Annotated in this window: 10 protein-coding genes and 1 tRNA gene; 3 read left to right on the top strand and 8 right to left on the bottom strand. The window is 30.5% G+C overall.

Annotation, left to right across the window (positions count from 1 at the left end; genetic code table 11):
• The first annotated feature begins 40 nt into the window (after positions 1-40).
• Positions 41-8,221, top strand: a complete 8,181-nt coding sequence (locus WHD08_RS14585) for a T9SS type A sorting domain-containing protein (RefSeq protein ID WP_340832868.1) — start codon at positions 41-43, stop codon at positions 8,219-8,221.
• 451 nt (positions 8,222-8,672) lie between these two features.
• Complete coding sequence (locus tag WHD08_RS14580) at positions 8,673-9,650, top strand: T9SS type A sorting domain-containing protein (RefSeq protein ID WP_208890321.1); 978 nt, start codon at positions 8,673-8,675, stop codon at positions 9,648-9,650.
• Positions 9,651-9,717: 67 nt separating this feature from the next.
• Here WHD08_RS14580 and WHD08_RS14575 read toward each other — a convergent pair.
• The 4 genes from WHD08_RS14575 to WHD08_RS14560 all read right to left on the bottom strand — a co-directional run bounded on the left by WHD08_RS14575 (position 9,718) and on the right by WHD08_RS14560 (position 11,588).
• Positions 9,718-9,791, bottom strand: a tRNA-Arg gene (locus tag WHD08_RS14575).
• A 33-nt stretch (positions 9,792-9,824) separates the two neighbouring features.
• Positions 9,825-10,274 carry a GatB/YqeY domain-containing protein gene (locus WHD08_RS14570; protein WP_208890322.1) on the bottom strand — a complete coding sequence of 150 codons (450 nt, stop codon included), beginning with the start codon at positions 10,272-10,274 and terminating at the stop codon, positions 9,825-9,827.
• 20 nt (positions 10,275-10,294) lie between these two features.
• Positions 10,295-10,744 (bottom strand): retropepsin-like aspartic protease, encoded by a 450-nt coding sequence (locus WHD08_RS14565; protein WP_165731945.1) that lies wholly within the window; start codon positions 10,742-10,744, stop codon positions 10,295-10,297.
• A 52-nt stretch (positions 10,745-10,796) separates the two neighbouring features.
• Positions 10,797-11,588 (bottom strand): alpha/beta hydrolase, encoded by a 792-nt coding sequence (locus tag WHD08_RS14560; protein WP_208890323.1) that lies wholly within the window; start codon positions 11,586-11,588, stop codon positions 10,797-10,799.
• A gap of 232 nt (positions 11,589-11,820) precedes the next feature.
• Here WHD08_RS14560 and WHD08_RS14555 point away from each other — a divergent pair, with 232 nt between their 5' ends.
• Positions 11,821-12,000: a hypothetical protein gene (locus WHD08_RS14555; RefSeq protein ID WP_208890324.1), complete on the top strand. Its 180-nt coding sequence runs from the start codon at positions 11,821-11,823 to the stop codon at positions 11,998-12,000.
• 313 nt (positions 12,001-12,313) lie between these two features.
• On the opposite strand, the gene WHD08_RS14550 is transcribed toward WHD08_RS14555, so the two are convergent.
• From WHD08_RS14550 to WHD08_RS14535, 4 genes are all read right to left on the bottom strand, one after another.
• Positions 12,314-13,060 (bottom strand): LytR/AlgR family response regulator transcription factor, encoded by a 747-nt coding sequence (locus WHD08_RS14550; protein ID WP_165731939.1) that lies wholly within the window; start codon positions 13,058-13,060, stop codon positions 12,314-12,316.
• Positions 13,047-13,742, bottom strand: coding sequence for a sensor histidine kinase (locus WHD08_RS14545; protein ID WP_244183302.1), 696 nt, complete (start codon positions 13,740-13,742; stop codon positions 13,047-13,049). The genes WHD08_RS14550 and WHD08_RS14545 overlap by 14 nt, the downstream gene beginning before the upstream one ends.
• Before the next feature lie 83 nt (positions 13,743-13,825).
• Positions 13,826-14,488 (bottom strand): hypothetical protein, encoded by a 663-nt coding sequence (locus tag WHD08_RS14540; RefSeq protein WP_208890326.1) that lies wholly within the window; start codon positions 14,486-14,488, stop codon positions 13,826-13,828.
• A 30-nt stretch (positions 14,489-14,518) separates the two neighbouring features.
• Positions 14,519-15,211: a hypothetical protein gene (locus WHD08_RS14535; protein WP_208890327.1), complete on the bottom strand. Its 693-nt coding sequence runs from the start codon at positions 15,209-15,211 to the stop codon at positions 14,519-14,521.
• Between the last annotated feature and the right edge of the window lie 157 nt (positions 15,212-15,368).

Here is a 15,368-nt window from a genome sequence, read left to right as displayed (position 1 = left end):
TAATAATGACTACTTCAACACTTTTTATAAAATTTTCTTAATGATTAAATATCTACTAAAAACGAAACTATTTGGGGGAATAATTCGTTTTAAATTTAAAACTCCTTTACATTTATTCATTGTATTTGTGTTGTTTTCTTTAATAAATACAAATGCACAATGTGATAGTCCTAATCACACATTAAATAGTAATCAAACAAATGGTTATACTTTTCAAACAGGTATTACAAGTGTTACTGGAAATGTAAGTATTACTAATGGTAGTGGAGCTACTTTCGAAGACGGGGCTATTGTTTGTATTTCTTCTAAAGGAAAATTAACGATTTCATCCATGTCAGCAAACAACGGAAGTATATCTATATATATTGGAGATGGAGAAGTTGTTTTTAGTCAAAGTGCTAGTATTAATGCCAACTTAACCTTAACATTAGGTACTGAAGGAATATTAACTTCTACAAACACCATTAGTTTTAATGGTGGTAATAATAGTATTTATAATGAGGGGACTATGAATGTAGGTTCTCTAGATTTTGGAGGTAATACACTTAATACATTTGATAACTTGGGAGATGTAAATGTTTCATCTCAAATTAACGCATCTTCCATTGGTACAAGTAATTTTAGAAATCAGGGAACAATGGAGGTTAACAATAATTTTGCTATAAGTGATGAAACCATTTTAGTAAATTGTGGTACAATCGTTTCTGGTAGCTCTTTTAACCATAATGGAGGTATGGTTGTAAATACAGGAGTGTTTAATATTACATCTGGCTCCTTAGCTATGGGGTCAACTTCAGCTATTTTCAATAATTATGGAGAATTTTACACGTCTTCTGGAGATGTTAATCTAGATGGAACATTTTATAATGAAGGGTACGCAAAAGTTGGTGGTAAATTTCAGGGTAATGGGTCTCTTACCGGGCCAGCTAGCAATGAAAATAAAACTGGTTTTGTAAGTATTGGAAATCAATCTAATATTTCTGGTAATCTGGGACCAAATTTAAATATTGGTTACACTTTTGGGGGTGGTGATACTCATGCAATACAAAATGAGACAGTAATAGCTCCGGTATCATATAATTGTGATAATAATGGAAATTGTAATAATCCAATGGATACAGAAGAAGTCTGTGCTAATTTAGATGGCACAATACCTTGTACTCTAAATGATCCTGGCACATTAATTGGCTCTTGTATAAACGGTTCTGATTTACAATTTACATTAAATTTAACTGGAAACGATAAAATAGGAAGTTCATATACAATTTCAGGTACTACATCAACTACAGGTATTTATAACACTAATACAGTATTTGTAATAGCCAATGGTGCAGATGGGTTAGATAAAACAATAACCGTAACAGATATAGATGACCCAAATTGTAATTTAACAATTACAGTTTCTGGCTCAGCTTCATGTATAGATACAGATAAAGATGGTGTTATTGATTCTATTGATTTAGATGATGATAATGATGGTATTTTAGACTCTGACGAATTAAATTGTCTTTCAGCTTCTAGTTATATAGATCTTGGCCAATCATTTACACAATCTAGTACTAATACTACTACAGGTAGCAAAACTTCTGGATCACAAACAAATCTTTACAATCTTAACGAAGTAAGTGCTTCTTTTGCTTACCAAGTAATTAATTCAGCCCAATGGAGTGATGGTGTTTCAAGCAAAGGACCTACAAATAATGTCGATGGAAATTATATATATGGGCAGGCTAAAAACACAAATTTCCCAAATGGATCTTTCTACCCTGCAAATTCAGCAGATTTAAGTGTAGCAATTTATACAATAACATTTACAGAACCCGTATATAATATAGAATTTAAATGGGGTGGGTTAGATAATAGTGATAGAGCTGATATTTCAGCTAATTTAAACGGTATAAATGTTCCTTTATCAATCAAAAATAATTCATTAAACGCAGGAGAATATACAATTAATGAACAATCTATACATAGCACTACTAGTGCTGGAAACGCACCTAATAATAGTGTAATTATTTCTAGTGCAAGCCCTATAACGCAAATAGTAATTGCGGGAGGTAAAGAAGATGGCACAAGTAGAGTTTCAACGATGCAGTTATTTGAATTAAAATACTGTAGCTCTCCAGACACAGACGGAGATGGTATTCCAGATTACTTAGATTTAGATTCAGATAACGATGGTATTCCAGATATTGTAGAAGCTGGTGGTATAGATACTAACGGTGATGGATTAGTAGACTACCCAACTGCAGGAGATCCTACAAGTATCGTAGATTTAGATGGAGATGGTTTGTCAGATATGTATGATGATACAGACACTGCAGGAGGTACTCCAAATTGGGTTGCAGGAACACCTATTGCTAATCCAGATTCAGATGGAGATGGTATTCCAGATTACTTAGATTTAGATTCAGATAACGATGGTATTCCAGACCTTGTAGAAGCTGGTGGTATAGACACTAACGGTGATGGACGTGTAGATAACCTTACAGATATTGACCAAGATGGTTTAGCTGACATTCATGATGAAAATGCTTCTAACGGATCTGGTGATAGTGGTACAGCTCTTATTAAAACAGACGCAGCAGGTAACATGATAGGTGGAGATGGTACTTCTGTTGATACTGATAACGACGGAATCGCAGATCACTTAGACTTAGATGCAGACAATGATGGTATTACAGACTTAATGGAAGCTGGTGGTACAGATACTAATGGAGATGGACGTGTTGACAACAATACAGATGAAGACAAGGATGGTCTTGTAGATATTTATGATGAAAATGCTGCCGATGGACCTGGAGCAGATGGTATAAATGGTACAGCTCTTGTAGAAACGGATGAAACAGGTAAAATGATAGGTGGAGATGGTACTTCTATTGATACTGATAACGACGGAATCCCTGATCATTTAGACTTAGATTCAGACAATGATGGTATCCCCGATTTAATAGAAGCAGGTGGTATTGACACAGATAAAGACGGGCGTGTAGACTCAATTTTAGATGAAGACAAAGATGGTTTAGCAGATATTTATGATGAAAATGCTACAGATGGACCAGGGGCAGGTGGTACAAACGGTATTGCTCTTGTAGAAACTGATACTACAGGTAAAATGGTAAGTGGAAATGGTGAATCTATCGATACAGATAGCGACGGAATTCCTGATCATTTAGACTTAGACTCAGATAATGATGGTATTCCTGATATTGTAGAAGCTGGAGGTGTAGATACTAATGGTGACGGTAAAGTAGATGACATAAACCCAACAACAGGAAAACTTATAAATGATTTAGACGGCGATGGTTTAGATGATCTTTATGATGTAAATAGCGGTACATATACCAATGCAATTACATACCCAGACTCAGACAAAGATGGTATTCCAAACACCAAAGACTTAGATTCAGATAACGATGGTATTTTAGACGTTATAGAAGCAGGTGGTATAGATGAAGATAGAGATGGTAAAGTAGATAATTGGGTTGATATTGATAACGACGGTTTTAACGACCTTGTTGATGGAGATGTTGGTCAAGACGGCATAGCAGAAAACAAAGACAACGCTTTAATAATTACAGGTAAAGATACAAATGGAGATGGTAAACCAAACTCATATCCAAGTAAGGATTATGATGGAGACGGTAAATTAAACCATATAGATATCGATTCAGATAATGATGGTATACCAGATAATATAGAAGCACAAACAACTAGTGGTTATATAGCACCAAGCAATCCTGATGGAGCAATGTTAGACACTAATAAAAATGGTGTAGACGACAACTACGAAGATGGTAATATTATTGGTTTGATCCCTGTAAACACAGACAATAAAGATAATCCAGATTACTTAGATTTAGATTCAGATAATGATGGGATTCCTGATATTGTAGAAAACGGTGATCCTGCAAATAATGTAATTTTAGACATCAATGCAGATGAAGATGGTGATGGCTTAAATGATATTTTTGACGATAACAATGATTCTGAAAACTCAAGAATTACAGTAAATGATGGATCAAGTGCACAGAAAACTGTAACTACACCAAGTGAATTAGATATTGCCTTTGGAGATGAAGATAATGACTTCCCTGGAAACGGAGATCTAGATTATAGAGACATTAAAGACACGGACAACGATGGTGTTCCAGATTTTTATGATTTAGATGATGATAACGATGGTATTTTAGATACAGATGAAGGTTGTGGTAACTTAATTATAAATGGAGATTTTGAGCTTCAAGATTTTTCAAACGCATCTGAATTTCCAAACGGAGGAACAGATAATTATGGTACATTTATAGGAAAAGGATTAAACACAAACACTTTAACAGGTTGGTCTTATACACAAAACCTAGACGGATGGGTTGGAGGACAATCTCCATATTGGTCAACTAGTAATTATGCAGACGCTTATAGCGGAAACCAATACATAGATGTTCTTGGTAATAATGATAAAACTGATGGTGTAAGCAATATTCTCTCACAAACTTTTTCTACAGTACCAGGTAGTGAATATACACTAACCTTTTATTGGGGAGAAGATATTGGTCATGAAACAGGACAGTATGTTACTTTAAATGTAAAAGTAAAAGACGCTTCTAGTTCTAATATTTTGAATAAAACATTAACCGCAATAGCAGAAGGTGCTGTAAACGGAGTTGTGGGGCCTAAAAAATGGTATCGTTTTACTACAGTATTTGTAGCTACTACAACAGAAACATCATTAGAGTTTCAAGCATCTCCTCCTGTACCAGGTTCTATAGGAATTGGAGCTGCTCTAGATTTAGTAAGTATTTTTCCAAACAATTGCGAAGACACAGATAATGACGGAATACCTAATTCTTTAGATTTAGACTCAGATAATGACGGGATACCAGACTTAATTGAAGCTGGTGGTATAGATACTAATGGAGATGGATTAGTAGATAATATCAATGCAGACGGTACTCTTGTAAACGACACAAACGGTAATGGATTAGACGACCTTTATGATGCTGATGTTGCTGGAGGTAATAATCTAGAAAACTTAGATACAGATGGAGACGGCATACCAAATAGCATGGATTTAGACTCAGACAACGATGGTATTCTAGATATTATTGAAGCTGGAGGAACTGATGCTAATAGAGACGGTAAAGTAGATACTATTAATGCTGATGGTACACTAACCACAGACACAAACAATAATGGTTTTGATGACGCTGTAGATGGGGCTATAAATTCAAGTACACCTTTAGTAATAACAGGTGAAGATACAGACGGAAATGGAAAACCAAATACATACACAAAAGGTGATGAAGATAAGGACAACATTCCTAACTTTTTAGACATTGATGCAGATAATGACGGTATTCCTGATAATATAGAAGCACAGACAACTATTGGATATAAAGCTCCATCTGGTATAGCTACAGGAATAACAGATACAAATAATAATGGTGTAGATGATATTTACGAAGATGATAATAAGATTGGTTTGATTCCAGAAAATACAGATGGTACAGATAATCCTGACTATTTAGATTTAGATTCAGACAATGATAATATTCCTGATATTGCAGAAAACGGACACCTATTAGATGTTGCTTCTGGTAAAGATGATGATAATGATGGTTTAGACAATGCATTCGACGATAATGATGACTCTGATATTGCAGGATCTACAGTAAATGATGGATCAGGAGATGGTGATAAGGTAACCAACACAAGTATTTTAGATACTTCTTTAGAAGATGCATTTGGAGATGAAGACAATGATGTTAATACTGGTGGAGATTTAGATTATAGAGATATTCCAGAAGCTGCTAATGTTATGATAACGCAAGTATATCACCTTGGAAATGAAAAATGGATAGAAATTACTAACATAAGTGCTTCTACAATTCTTGCAAATAGTGTGAAAATTCATTTATTTAAAGATAAAATAGGAGATCAAACAAATATTGCTCCTAATGCTTCTTACATTTTAACAACTCCTTTACTTGCTGGGAAATCAGTATTATTTAGAAACTCGAGTAATACTCTTACTCCAGAATTAGTAACAGGTAGAACAATTGTAGATAATGATGCATTAACAGATTTAGATGATACTATTAACGATATCATTATATTATCTGCATCTAATGGAGTTTATTCTTGGGATCATAGATATGATGTTGTTTCTAATGTTACTAACAACACTTCTGTTGTTAGAATAGACGAAAGTTTAACAACAAACAAAGATTATAACGCAAATGATTGGGTAGTATTTATAGATGATGCAATAACACCATTTCAATTAGTAGGAGAAACAGATGTTACAGGAACTAAAAGGCACCCTCAAGATCCTTTAATCTCTGAAATTACATCTTCTAATGTAGAGTCTAATACTTTATTAGGATTACATAGAATTGATATTACTACTTCAACAAATAGTAACAATGTTTATACAAATGGATATCCAGATAGATCTCGTTCAGTAGTAATTGATCAAAATTTCGAACATTCTGAAGATAGATTAAGTGCTAGAAAATTAAAAGTAAATGCAAGTAAAAAACTAACAGTAACAGACCAATTATTAGTAGTAACTAATGATATTACTTTAGATGGAGATATTCGTTTAGCAGGTACTTTAGCTCAATTAGTACAAACACATACAGGTACAAGTACAATTACGAGCTCTGTTTCTGGAACTATGGGGAACCTTTTAGTAGATCAAAACTCAGAAATACCAAGTTTATATAGATATGGTTACATGAGTTCTCCTGTTAATTCTGGCGTAAACAACTACACAATAGAAGGTGTATTAAGAGACGGTACTGCCCCAAGTAATCCAAAGGAAATTACATTTATTGATGGATATGATGGTTCATTTACTAGCACAGGTATTTCACTAGCTGATTACTGGATATACACCTATGCACCTGGATCTGATGGTAGATCTGATTGGGCACATCAATATAAAAGTGGTACTATAAACAGAGGTGAAGGTTATATTTTTAAAGGCCCTGGAAGAGCACAGAATTATACATTCTCTGGTACGCCTAACGATGGTGATTTTAGCACAACTTCTAAAATAGCTTCAGGAGAAAGTTATTTAATTGGTAACCCTTACCCTTCTGCTATGAATACTAAGAAATTTATACAAGATAATTTAGCTAATACTACCGGAACACTTTACTTCTGGGAACATCATGAAAGCGTTCTTGGAGAAGGAGATGGAATTGCTGGGCATGTATTTGGTGGTTACATTGGTGGATATGCAACCATAAACTTCGTTACAGGAGTAGCAGCAGATCGAATAGAAAACCTTAGTATTAATAATGATAGCGGAACTTCTGGTTTAGGCGATCAAGAATACAAAGAGCCGTTACCTTATATAGCAATGGGTCAAGGATTCTTTATTGAAGGAGATGCGGTAATAGAAACACCACAAGCAGTAAACTTTAATAATAGCCAAAGAGCTTATGTTACAGAAGGAGATGAATCTGTATTCTTTAAAACAAGCAAAAAAAGCAGCAAAACAGCAAGTACAACTAACTTGTTACCAATTATTAAGCTAGGTTTTGAATACAAGAACACAGAAGAAACATTACTTCACCATCAAATAGCAGTTTCTTTTCAAGGAACAAACTCATTTGATTTTGATAAAGGATATGATTCTCAAGTATATCAAATTGGTAATACAGACATCTACTGGAAATTCCCTAATGATGATAACAACTATGTAATTGCAGGTGTACAAGGAATATCTAATGAGTTAGAAGTACCTTTAGAATTAGTAATGGATTATTCTGGTCAAGTAAACTTAATGGTAGATGAAATTCAAAATGTTTCTAGAGACATCTATATTACAGATAAACTCACAGGAACTTCTTATGATGTTAAAAACGAGAAAATAACTTTAACTTTAGAAAAGGGAGTTTATACAGATCGCTTTGTACTTAATTTTACAGAAAATGCTGCACTTAGTGTAGATGACGAAATTTTAGCAACATCTACAAATATTTATGCAGACAATGAAAACAACAATATTGTAGTTTCTAAAGATGGTGATGTAGAAATCAATAAAGTAGAAATGTTTGATATTCTTGGTAAAAAAGTAAGTGTTTGGGAAATTAAGGAACAAAAAAATACTTACCAATTAGAAATCAAGAAGCAAATACCAACTGGTATTTACATTGTAAAAATGAATACTAATAAGGGTGAAACAAATAAAAAAGTTATTATTGAATAAACACTAAAAATAACTATTTTAATTAAAGCTGAATAATGAAATCATTATTCAGCTTTTTTTTATTCTTTTTTTATAAGTATAATAATTAGGAAATATCGTGACTACGACCTAAAAAAACTACTGAATCCCCAACAAAAACCCTATTTTATTAAGTAATAAGACAGTAATTAACATTTTTTAATCATTTATAGGGTAAAAATTAGCAAACCCAATATTATTTAGTTACTTTTAAAATAGTATTTATTTAATATAATCCCCCAAAAAATGAATAACACTAAAATACCAAGAAAATATTTTTTAAAATATTCAACTTTTCTAAAAAACACCATTAAAAAGAACTTGTCTTTTTAATAGTGTTTACTTCTATCCATTTTCTTTAACACTAAAACTTTTGCCTATTCCCTGTAATTCTATTTAACACATTGTTTATTTAATATAATCCCCCAAAAAAATGAATAACACTAACAACACTCAGAAATTATTTTTAAAAAACTTCAATTTTTCTAAAAACCAACATCTTAAAGAAAAGAAAACTTATAAAAAAGGAATTATCTATTTAATAGTATTTCTATCCGTTTTCTTAAATATTAAAACTTTTGCCAATATAATACCAAATAGAGGGTCATCATCAGAATTCTGTAAAGCCTCCACACCTAAAGAAGGCTATTATAATAAAAATTTTGAAGATCACAGAAGTAACAAAACTGAATTTACAAAAAATAATGAATTATTACCAATCATTAAATTAGGGTTTGAATATACAAATACAGAAAATTTAAGGTTACATCATCAAATAGCAATCTCTTTTCAAGCAACAAATTCATTTGATTATGAAAAAGGTTACGATGCGGAGTCATTTATCGACAATGAAACTGACATCTATTGGAAATTTAAGGATGATCATAGAAAATATGTAATTACTGGTGTGCAAGAAATTTCTGATGATTTAGAAGTTCCATTAGAAATTACAATGGGGTATTCTGGACAGGTAGATTTAATGGTAGATAAAATTCAAAATATTTCCAGAGAAATTTACATAAAAGATAAACTTACAGGAGTTTCATACAACATAAAAAATGGAAAAATCAATTTAACCTTAGATAAAGGTATCTGTTCTAATCGTTTTGTTTTAGCTTTTAGAGAATCTACCTCTAACACACTTAAACTAGAAAACAATACACTAATTAACGAAACTACTATTTATGCTGATAATCAAAATAAAAATATTGTAATTTCTAAAAATCAAGAAATAACAATACAGAAAATAGAACTTTTTAATATACTTGGTAAAAAAACAAGCTTATGGAACATTACAGAACAGAAAAATAGCTACAAGCTAGCCATAAAAAATCAAATACCAAAAGGACTATACATTATAAAAATGTATAGCAACAAAGGTACCCTAAGTAAAAAAGTAGTTATTGAATAATTAGAATAATCTTAATTGACAAAAAAAGGCTAAGAATTACAAAATGTAATTCTTAGCCTTTTTTTTGTGACCGCGAAGGGATTCGAACCCCCAACCCTCAGAGCCGAAATCTGATATTCTATCCAGTTGAACTACACAGCCATTTTGTTTTCTATAAAGAAAACAAAATATTTTTTACATTAAATTCTTTTTTACTAAAGTAGAAATGGTTTTACCATCTGCTTTACCTGCTAATTCAGCAGAAACAATTCCCATAACTTTTCCCATATCTTTCATTCCGGATGCCCCTACTTTGGTAATCGTAGTAATAACAACACTTTCAATTTCTTTTTCTGATAAGGCTTCTGGTAAAAACTGTTCTAAAACAGCTAATTCAGCTAATTCTGGATCGGCTAAATCTTGTCTACCTTGTTCTATAAAGATAGCTGCACTGTCTCTTCTTTGTTTAACTTGCTTCTGAATAATTTTAATTTCTTGCTCTTCCGTAATTTCTGCTTGAACACCTGTTTCCGTTTTCGCTAATAAAAAGGCAGATTTAACCGCTCTTAAAGCTTGTAAAGCAACGGTATCTTTTGCTTTCATTGCTTCTTTCATTTTATCCATTACTTGTTTCTGCAAACTCATTGTATTTTATTTTAAATTAATTATTTCTTTGTTTTCTTTAAGTATAAAACTTTTTTATGATAATCTATAAATGCTTTTCCTTTTTGTAGCACATCTGCACCAATAATTCCATGTACTTCTTTTGCTTTGTGTTGCGTTAAAGCTGTATTAACATGCGATAAATTGAACAACACTAAATGACATTTATTTGTTTTCCAACTTCCTATTTTTAAAGAATTATTATCAGACTGTAACGTTTCCATATCTGTTGCTCCTGCCCCAGCTGCTTTGGTTTCACTTTCTACAGCTTCCAAATTAAAATGAGTAATCATATCTAATCCTACACAAGAGTTAGAAGCACCTGTATCTAGAATAAATCGCCCTTTTACACCATTAATTGTTGCTTTTAATTCCAAGTGATTGGTCGCAATTTTTTTTAGCTTTATTTTGACGAATTTCTTCTTCTTTAAAATTTTCTTAATACTACTCATTTTATTATTCTTTGAAGTGATCAAAAATACGATTTATAAATTTTAAGAAGTACTATCGCTCTAAGATTTCTTTTAAATTCTCTTTATAAATGGCAAATTCTCTAATATTATGATGCGTACCTCCATCAATCTCTATATACTTATTTTTAGTTGATGTATTTAATACCAACAACCTTTTAGATTGCTTATAAGAAGTGGTAGTGTCTTTATTACCATGAAACAGTGTAATAGGACATCTTACTTTAGAAATGTCCTTATCAGACCTAAATTGGTATTTCAACAAAAAGGTTGGAACAGACTTAAACTTATAAGTCGCTGCTTTTTTAAAGTTGTAAAAAGGAGCTTCTAAAACTAATTCTTTCGGGTTATTTACTGAAGCTATTTTGGTAGCAAAAGTACCTCCTAAAGAAAACCCATAAACCACAATATTCTCTTCTTTGAAATTCTTTTTTAAATGATTATATACAAACAAACCATCATTGTACATCTCTAATTCATTAAATGCGCCAATACTCTTACCGTAATTCCGATAATCAAAAACAAAGACTTCATAATTGTATTCTAAAAAGTAACTAACTCTATCTCCCCACTTTGTTAAATTCCCTTTATTACCGTGGCAAAACAAAACAACTCCTTTTGGGTTTGGTAATTGAAAGTGAAGTGCATTAACTACATTATTCCCATCAGTTTTCACAAAGACATCTTCAAACTTGTTTGTAAAGTTATATTGATAATTTTTATCTAATTTATTACCATTCAAAAAAATAAATTTCTCTTGAAATAAATAAAGTCCAATAAAAACAATCCCTATTATTAGTAGTAAAGAATATACTAAGTAAATCATTTAAAAATTTAAACAACGAAATTAATCATTTTTAAAGATTTTAAATACAAATTACAATGCTAATAAAATGTGGATTTGTAGATATAAACCTACTTAAATAAAATAAACAAATTAGCCACAACACTTTTAAATAGCTAAAGCCAAAAAAGAGCAATTAAAAATAATTCGTCCTTTTTTTTCAATAATGAAAAAAAATATCTTTATTTTACTATGAATTAAAAAACATAAAAAAATGAAAAAATTATTATTTGTAGCTGTATGCTTAACAATATCATTCACCGCTTGTAGAGAAGATAAAAAATCAGAAAAAAAGACAGAGGTTAAAACTGAAAATAATGTAAATATTGAAACTCCACAAGGAAGTGTAAAAACTGATGGAGATGGAAATGTTGATATTGAAATTAAAGAGTAAATAGTAAAACTTAAAGTAAATTTTCTTTTTTATTAGGAAAGCAAAATTTACGTGTATAAAAAACCGATTCATCTCTGAATCGGTTTCAATACTAAATTTTATGTTGATGAAAAGTACAGAAACAAGTTCAGTATAATAGTACTTATTACCTATCCTAAACGTATTTGAATTCTTATAAGTCTTAGACTACATAGCAAATGTAATGGATTCCTCTAAAATTATTGAGAAAGAAAATGAAGAGCCGGTTTACTCTATAAAACCTTCTTTGACGAAATATTAAAGGAACTAACTGCCTTTTCAAAACACTTAAAAACTAACCTTTTAGATTATTTAAAAAATCTTGTCGTCTATTTCTAGAGACAGGCACTTTATGGTTCTCACTTAATAATACATAACCTTCATTCAAATATTTTTTTATATGTTCTAGATTTATCAAATGAGATTTATGGACTAAGTAGAAATCCTGCTGCTGTAATAATTTATTAAAATGACCTATGCTTTGTGAGCTTAAAATGGGCTTTTGATTACTGAAATGAATCTTAGTATAACCATCTACACCTTCGCAATGTATAATTGCATCTATTTTTACAAACTCTAATCCATCTGCAGATGGAATGACTATTTTTTTCTTCTGAAAATTTTGTACACCTAAATTCTCAATCAGTAATTTGTTTTTTTCTAAGGCAGATTTATCTGCAATATTTTTAGAAGCCTTTATTACGGTTGCTATTAAAGTTTCATTATCCACCGGCTTCAATAAGTAACCAATAGCACTATAATTTATAGCATCTATTGCGTATTGGTCAAAAGCGGTTACAAAAATAATTTCAAAATTAGGTTTCTTTACATTTGCTAAAACATCAAACCCATTCATTACAGGCATTGCTATGTCTATAAATACAAGTTGAGGTTGCAATTTATCTATAAGTTCTAAACCTTTTTCTGGACTCTGAGTTTCTGCAATAATATCTAAGTCTGGACAGTATCTTTCAATTTTATTTTTTAAAATAGATAATGCTTTCCGCTCATCATCAATAAGTATCGTTTTAATTTTTGTCATAATAATTTTGATTAAATTCTAAAACAATTTCAGTACCTGTTTCACCAATTTCTATAGAACGATCTATCATTTTATGGCACACATTCCAAGAACCACTTTCATTTAAAAAATGAATTCGCTCGGTTAATACTTCTGATGAATGTGAAGCATTTTGACTTTTTATAGAAGTATTTAGTTCTTTCGATTTTTTTAAACCAACACCATTATCTATTACACTAACTTTAAAGCAATTTGCATTTATAAAATTGAATATTACAGTTACTTTTCCATTCCCTTTTTTGTGAAATAAACCATGGTTAATAGCATTTTCCACCAATGGTTGTATAAGCATAGAAGGTATCTGTTCTTCTTCAAGATCTAATTCTGGATCTACTTTTATTTCATACTCTATTTTTTCTTCGAAACGTAATTTCTCTATTTGAAGGTAATTCTCTAGCAGGCTAATTTCTTCACTTAAACTAACACTTTTCCTTCTTGAATAATCAAAAAACTGACGCATTAATTTCGAGAATTTTGCTAAATAGTTTTCTGATGTTTCAACATCATTCTGTTGAATATAATATTGAATCGCATTTAAAGAATTATGTACAAAATGTGGATTCATTTGGCTACGCAAAGCCTTTAATTCTAAATCGTGTTGGCGTTTTTGGTTTTGTATGGTTGCTTCAAAATTATCACGCACTAATTTGTTTTTCCTATTTATAAACACAAAAAAAAGCAATACTAGTAATACCCCTAAAAAAACGAGTATTAATATTGAATAACCTATGATTGAACCTTCTGGTGAGTGCATATAAAACCGATACTTAAAATGATACTTTTTAAACTTGTAATTGTAATTAATAAACCAAACAAATGATGAAACTCTTTAAAACTTGCAAAATAATTTTGACCTACTTTAAAAGGTATAAAGCCTAAATAGTAGATAAAATGTGCAATAGCTATCCATAGTAATAAATTGGAATATACATTTTCTTGTTTACTAGATGTTAATAACATCATTAAATAATAAGCTACAAAGATTAAAATACTAAATCCACCAATTATGTAAGACTCTAAAAAACTCTGACTAGTGTAATCTATTTGTTTAATCAATAATTCATAAGCAACAACTGTAAAATATAGAACCCCAAAAAATATAATTATTTTTTTAAATATTTTACTATTGAATTTAGAATAGAATAACCAAAAAAGAAAACTAAAATAAATAACATTAAAAATATTATAAAAAACTACGTTTTTTTGTATTACAATATATCTACCATAGTATAAAGCAAAAATTTCATTAAATACCCCATACCAAAGTAATAGTACAAAATATCGGTATTTAACATCTAGTTTCTTAATACAAAATAAACCAATAATAGCTGGTATTATTTGTATATATAAATAACCATAAACTACAGATTCATATATTACTTCTATCAAAAGAAAATTATTTTAGTTTAAACTATTTAATTAAGACTTAGGAGGCATTATATTAAACTCATCTGCATTTAAACTTGAATTTCTTTCTAAAGATCTTGTAGCACTTTTAGTTTCCTTATTTTTTAGGTAGGGTAATAAATATTTATAAGTTCCTTTATATTTATTATCTTGGTTTGTATATTCAATAAAAAAGGGAATATGTCTATCAAACTCATTGGTAAATATTGAATCTTTATGGTTTTCTCTAAAGGTTGGAGCTAAAAAAACTGTTTCTCTATGTCTCATGTCTCCAACTACCCTATCATTTTTTTCATTCATCTCGTCATAACTCTTAATATTATGATTAAATTTAGGTATAGAATTAAGTGTTTTATTTTTATCATGCGCACCTAAAAATATTGCAATTCCAGTAACTTCATTGTTGTCATTACCTTTATTCGTTTTTTCTACTTCCTTTAAAAATCGAATGTAATTTTCTAATTGTTGTATGCTAACCAATACATATTCTGTTCCTTCATATCCTTTTCTATCCAAAATTGAATTTTGTGCTTTTTCAACGTAAGGCTTTATATTGTCATTGTAATTTTCATATAAACTATGGCTTTGCTTCATTGTAATTGCGTGCCCTGATTTTTCATATAATTCAATTGGGCTTGCACAAGAATAAAACATTAGAGCAGTAATAGTTGCGTAAAAAAGGTGTTTGATTTTTAAATTTTTCATATTTTTTTCTTGAAAGTTAATGTTTATAAATGAAATGTTAAAAAAAATGTTTGATATCAATATAAATAACCTCTGTATTAGTTCTGAAGATAATGTTTAAAAAAGCAACTTTGATACAATCTCCATTGCCTTTTCATGAATGATTATTAATAATATT

The organism is Polaribacter sejongensis (assembly GCF_038024065.1).
Taxonomy (GTDB): Bacteria; Bacteroidota; Bacteroidia; order Flavobacteriales; family Flavobacteriaceae; genus Polaribacter; species Polaribacter sejongensis.
The sequence above is the reverse complement of the archived record's forward strand: the minus strand, read 5'-3'. Positions and strand labels throughout refer to the sequence as shown.

Bases quoted from the DNA above. Each gene is read 5' to 3' on its own strand.
- WHD08_RS14585 (WP_340832868.1), top strand. From the start codon at position 41: ATGATTAAATATCTACTAAAAACGAAACTATTTGGGGGAATAATTCGT.
- WHD08_RS14580 (WP_208890321.1), top strand. From the start codon at position 8,673: ATGAATAACACTAACAACACTCAGAAATTATTTTTAAAAAACTTCAAT.
- WHD08_RS14570 (WP_208890322.1), bottom strand. From the start codon at position 10,274: ATGAGTTTGCAGAAACAAGTAATGGATAAAATGAAAGAAGCAATGAAA.
- WHD08_RS14565 (WP_165731945.1), bottom strand. From the start codon at position 10,744: ATGAGTAGTATTAAGAAAATTTTAAAGAAGAAGAAATTCGTCAAAATA.
- WHD08_RS14560 (WP_208890323.1), bottom strand. From the start codon at position 11,588: ATGATTTACTTAGTATATTCTTTACTACTAATAATAGGGATTGTTTTT.
- WHD08_RS14555 (WP_208890324.1), top strand. From the start codon at position 11,821: ATGAAAAAATTATTATTTGTAGCTGTATGCTTAACAATATCATTCACC.
- WHD08_RS14550 (WP_165731939.1), bottom strand. From the start codon at position 13,060: ATGACAAAAATTAAAACGATACTTATTGATGATGAGCGGAAAGCATTA.
- WHD08_RS14535 (WP_208890327.1), bottom strand. From the start codon at position 15,211: ATGAAAAATTTAAAAATCAAACACCTTTTTTACGCAACTATTACTGCT.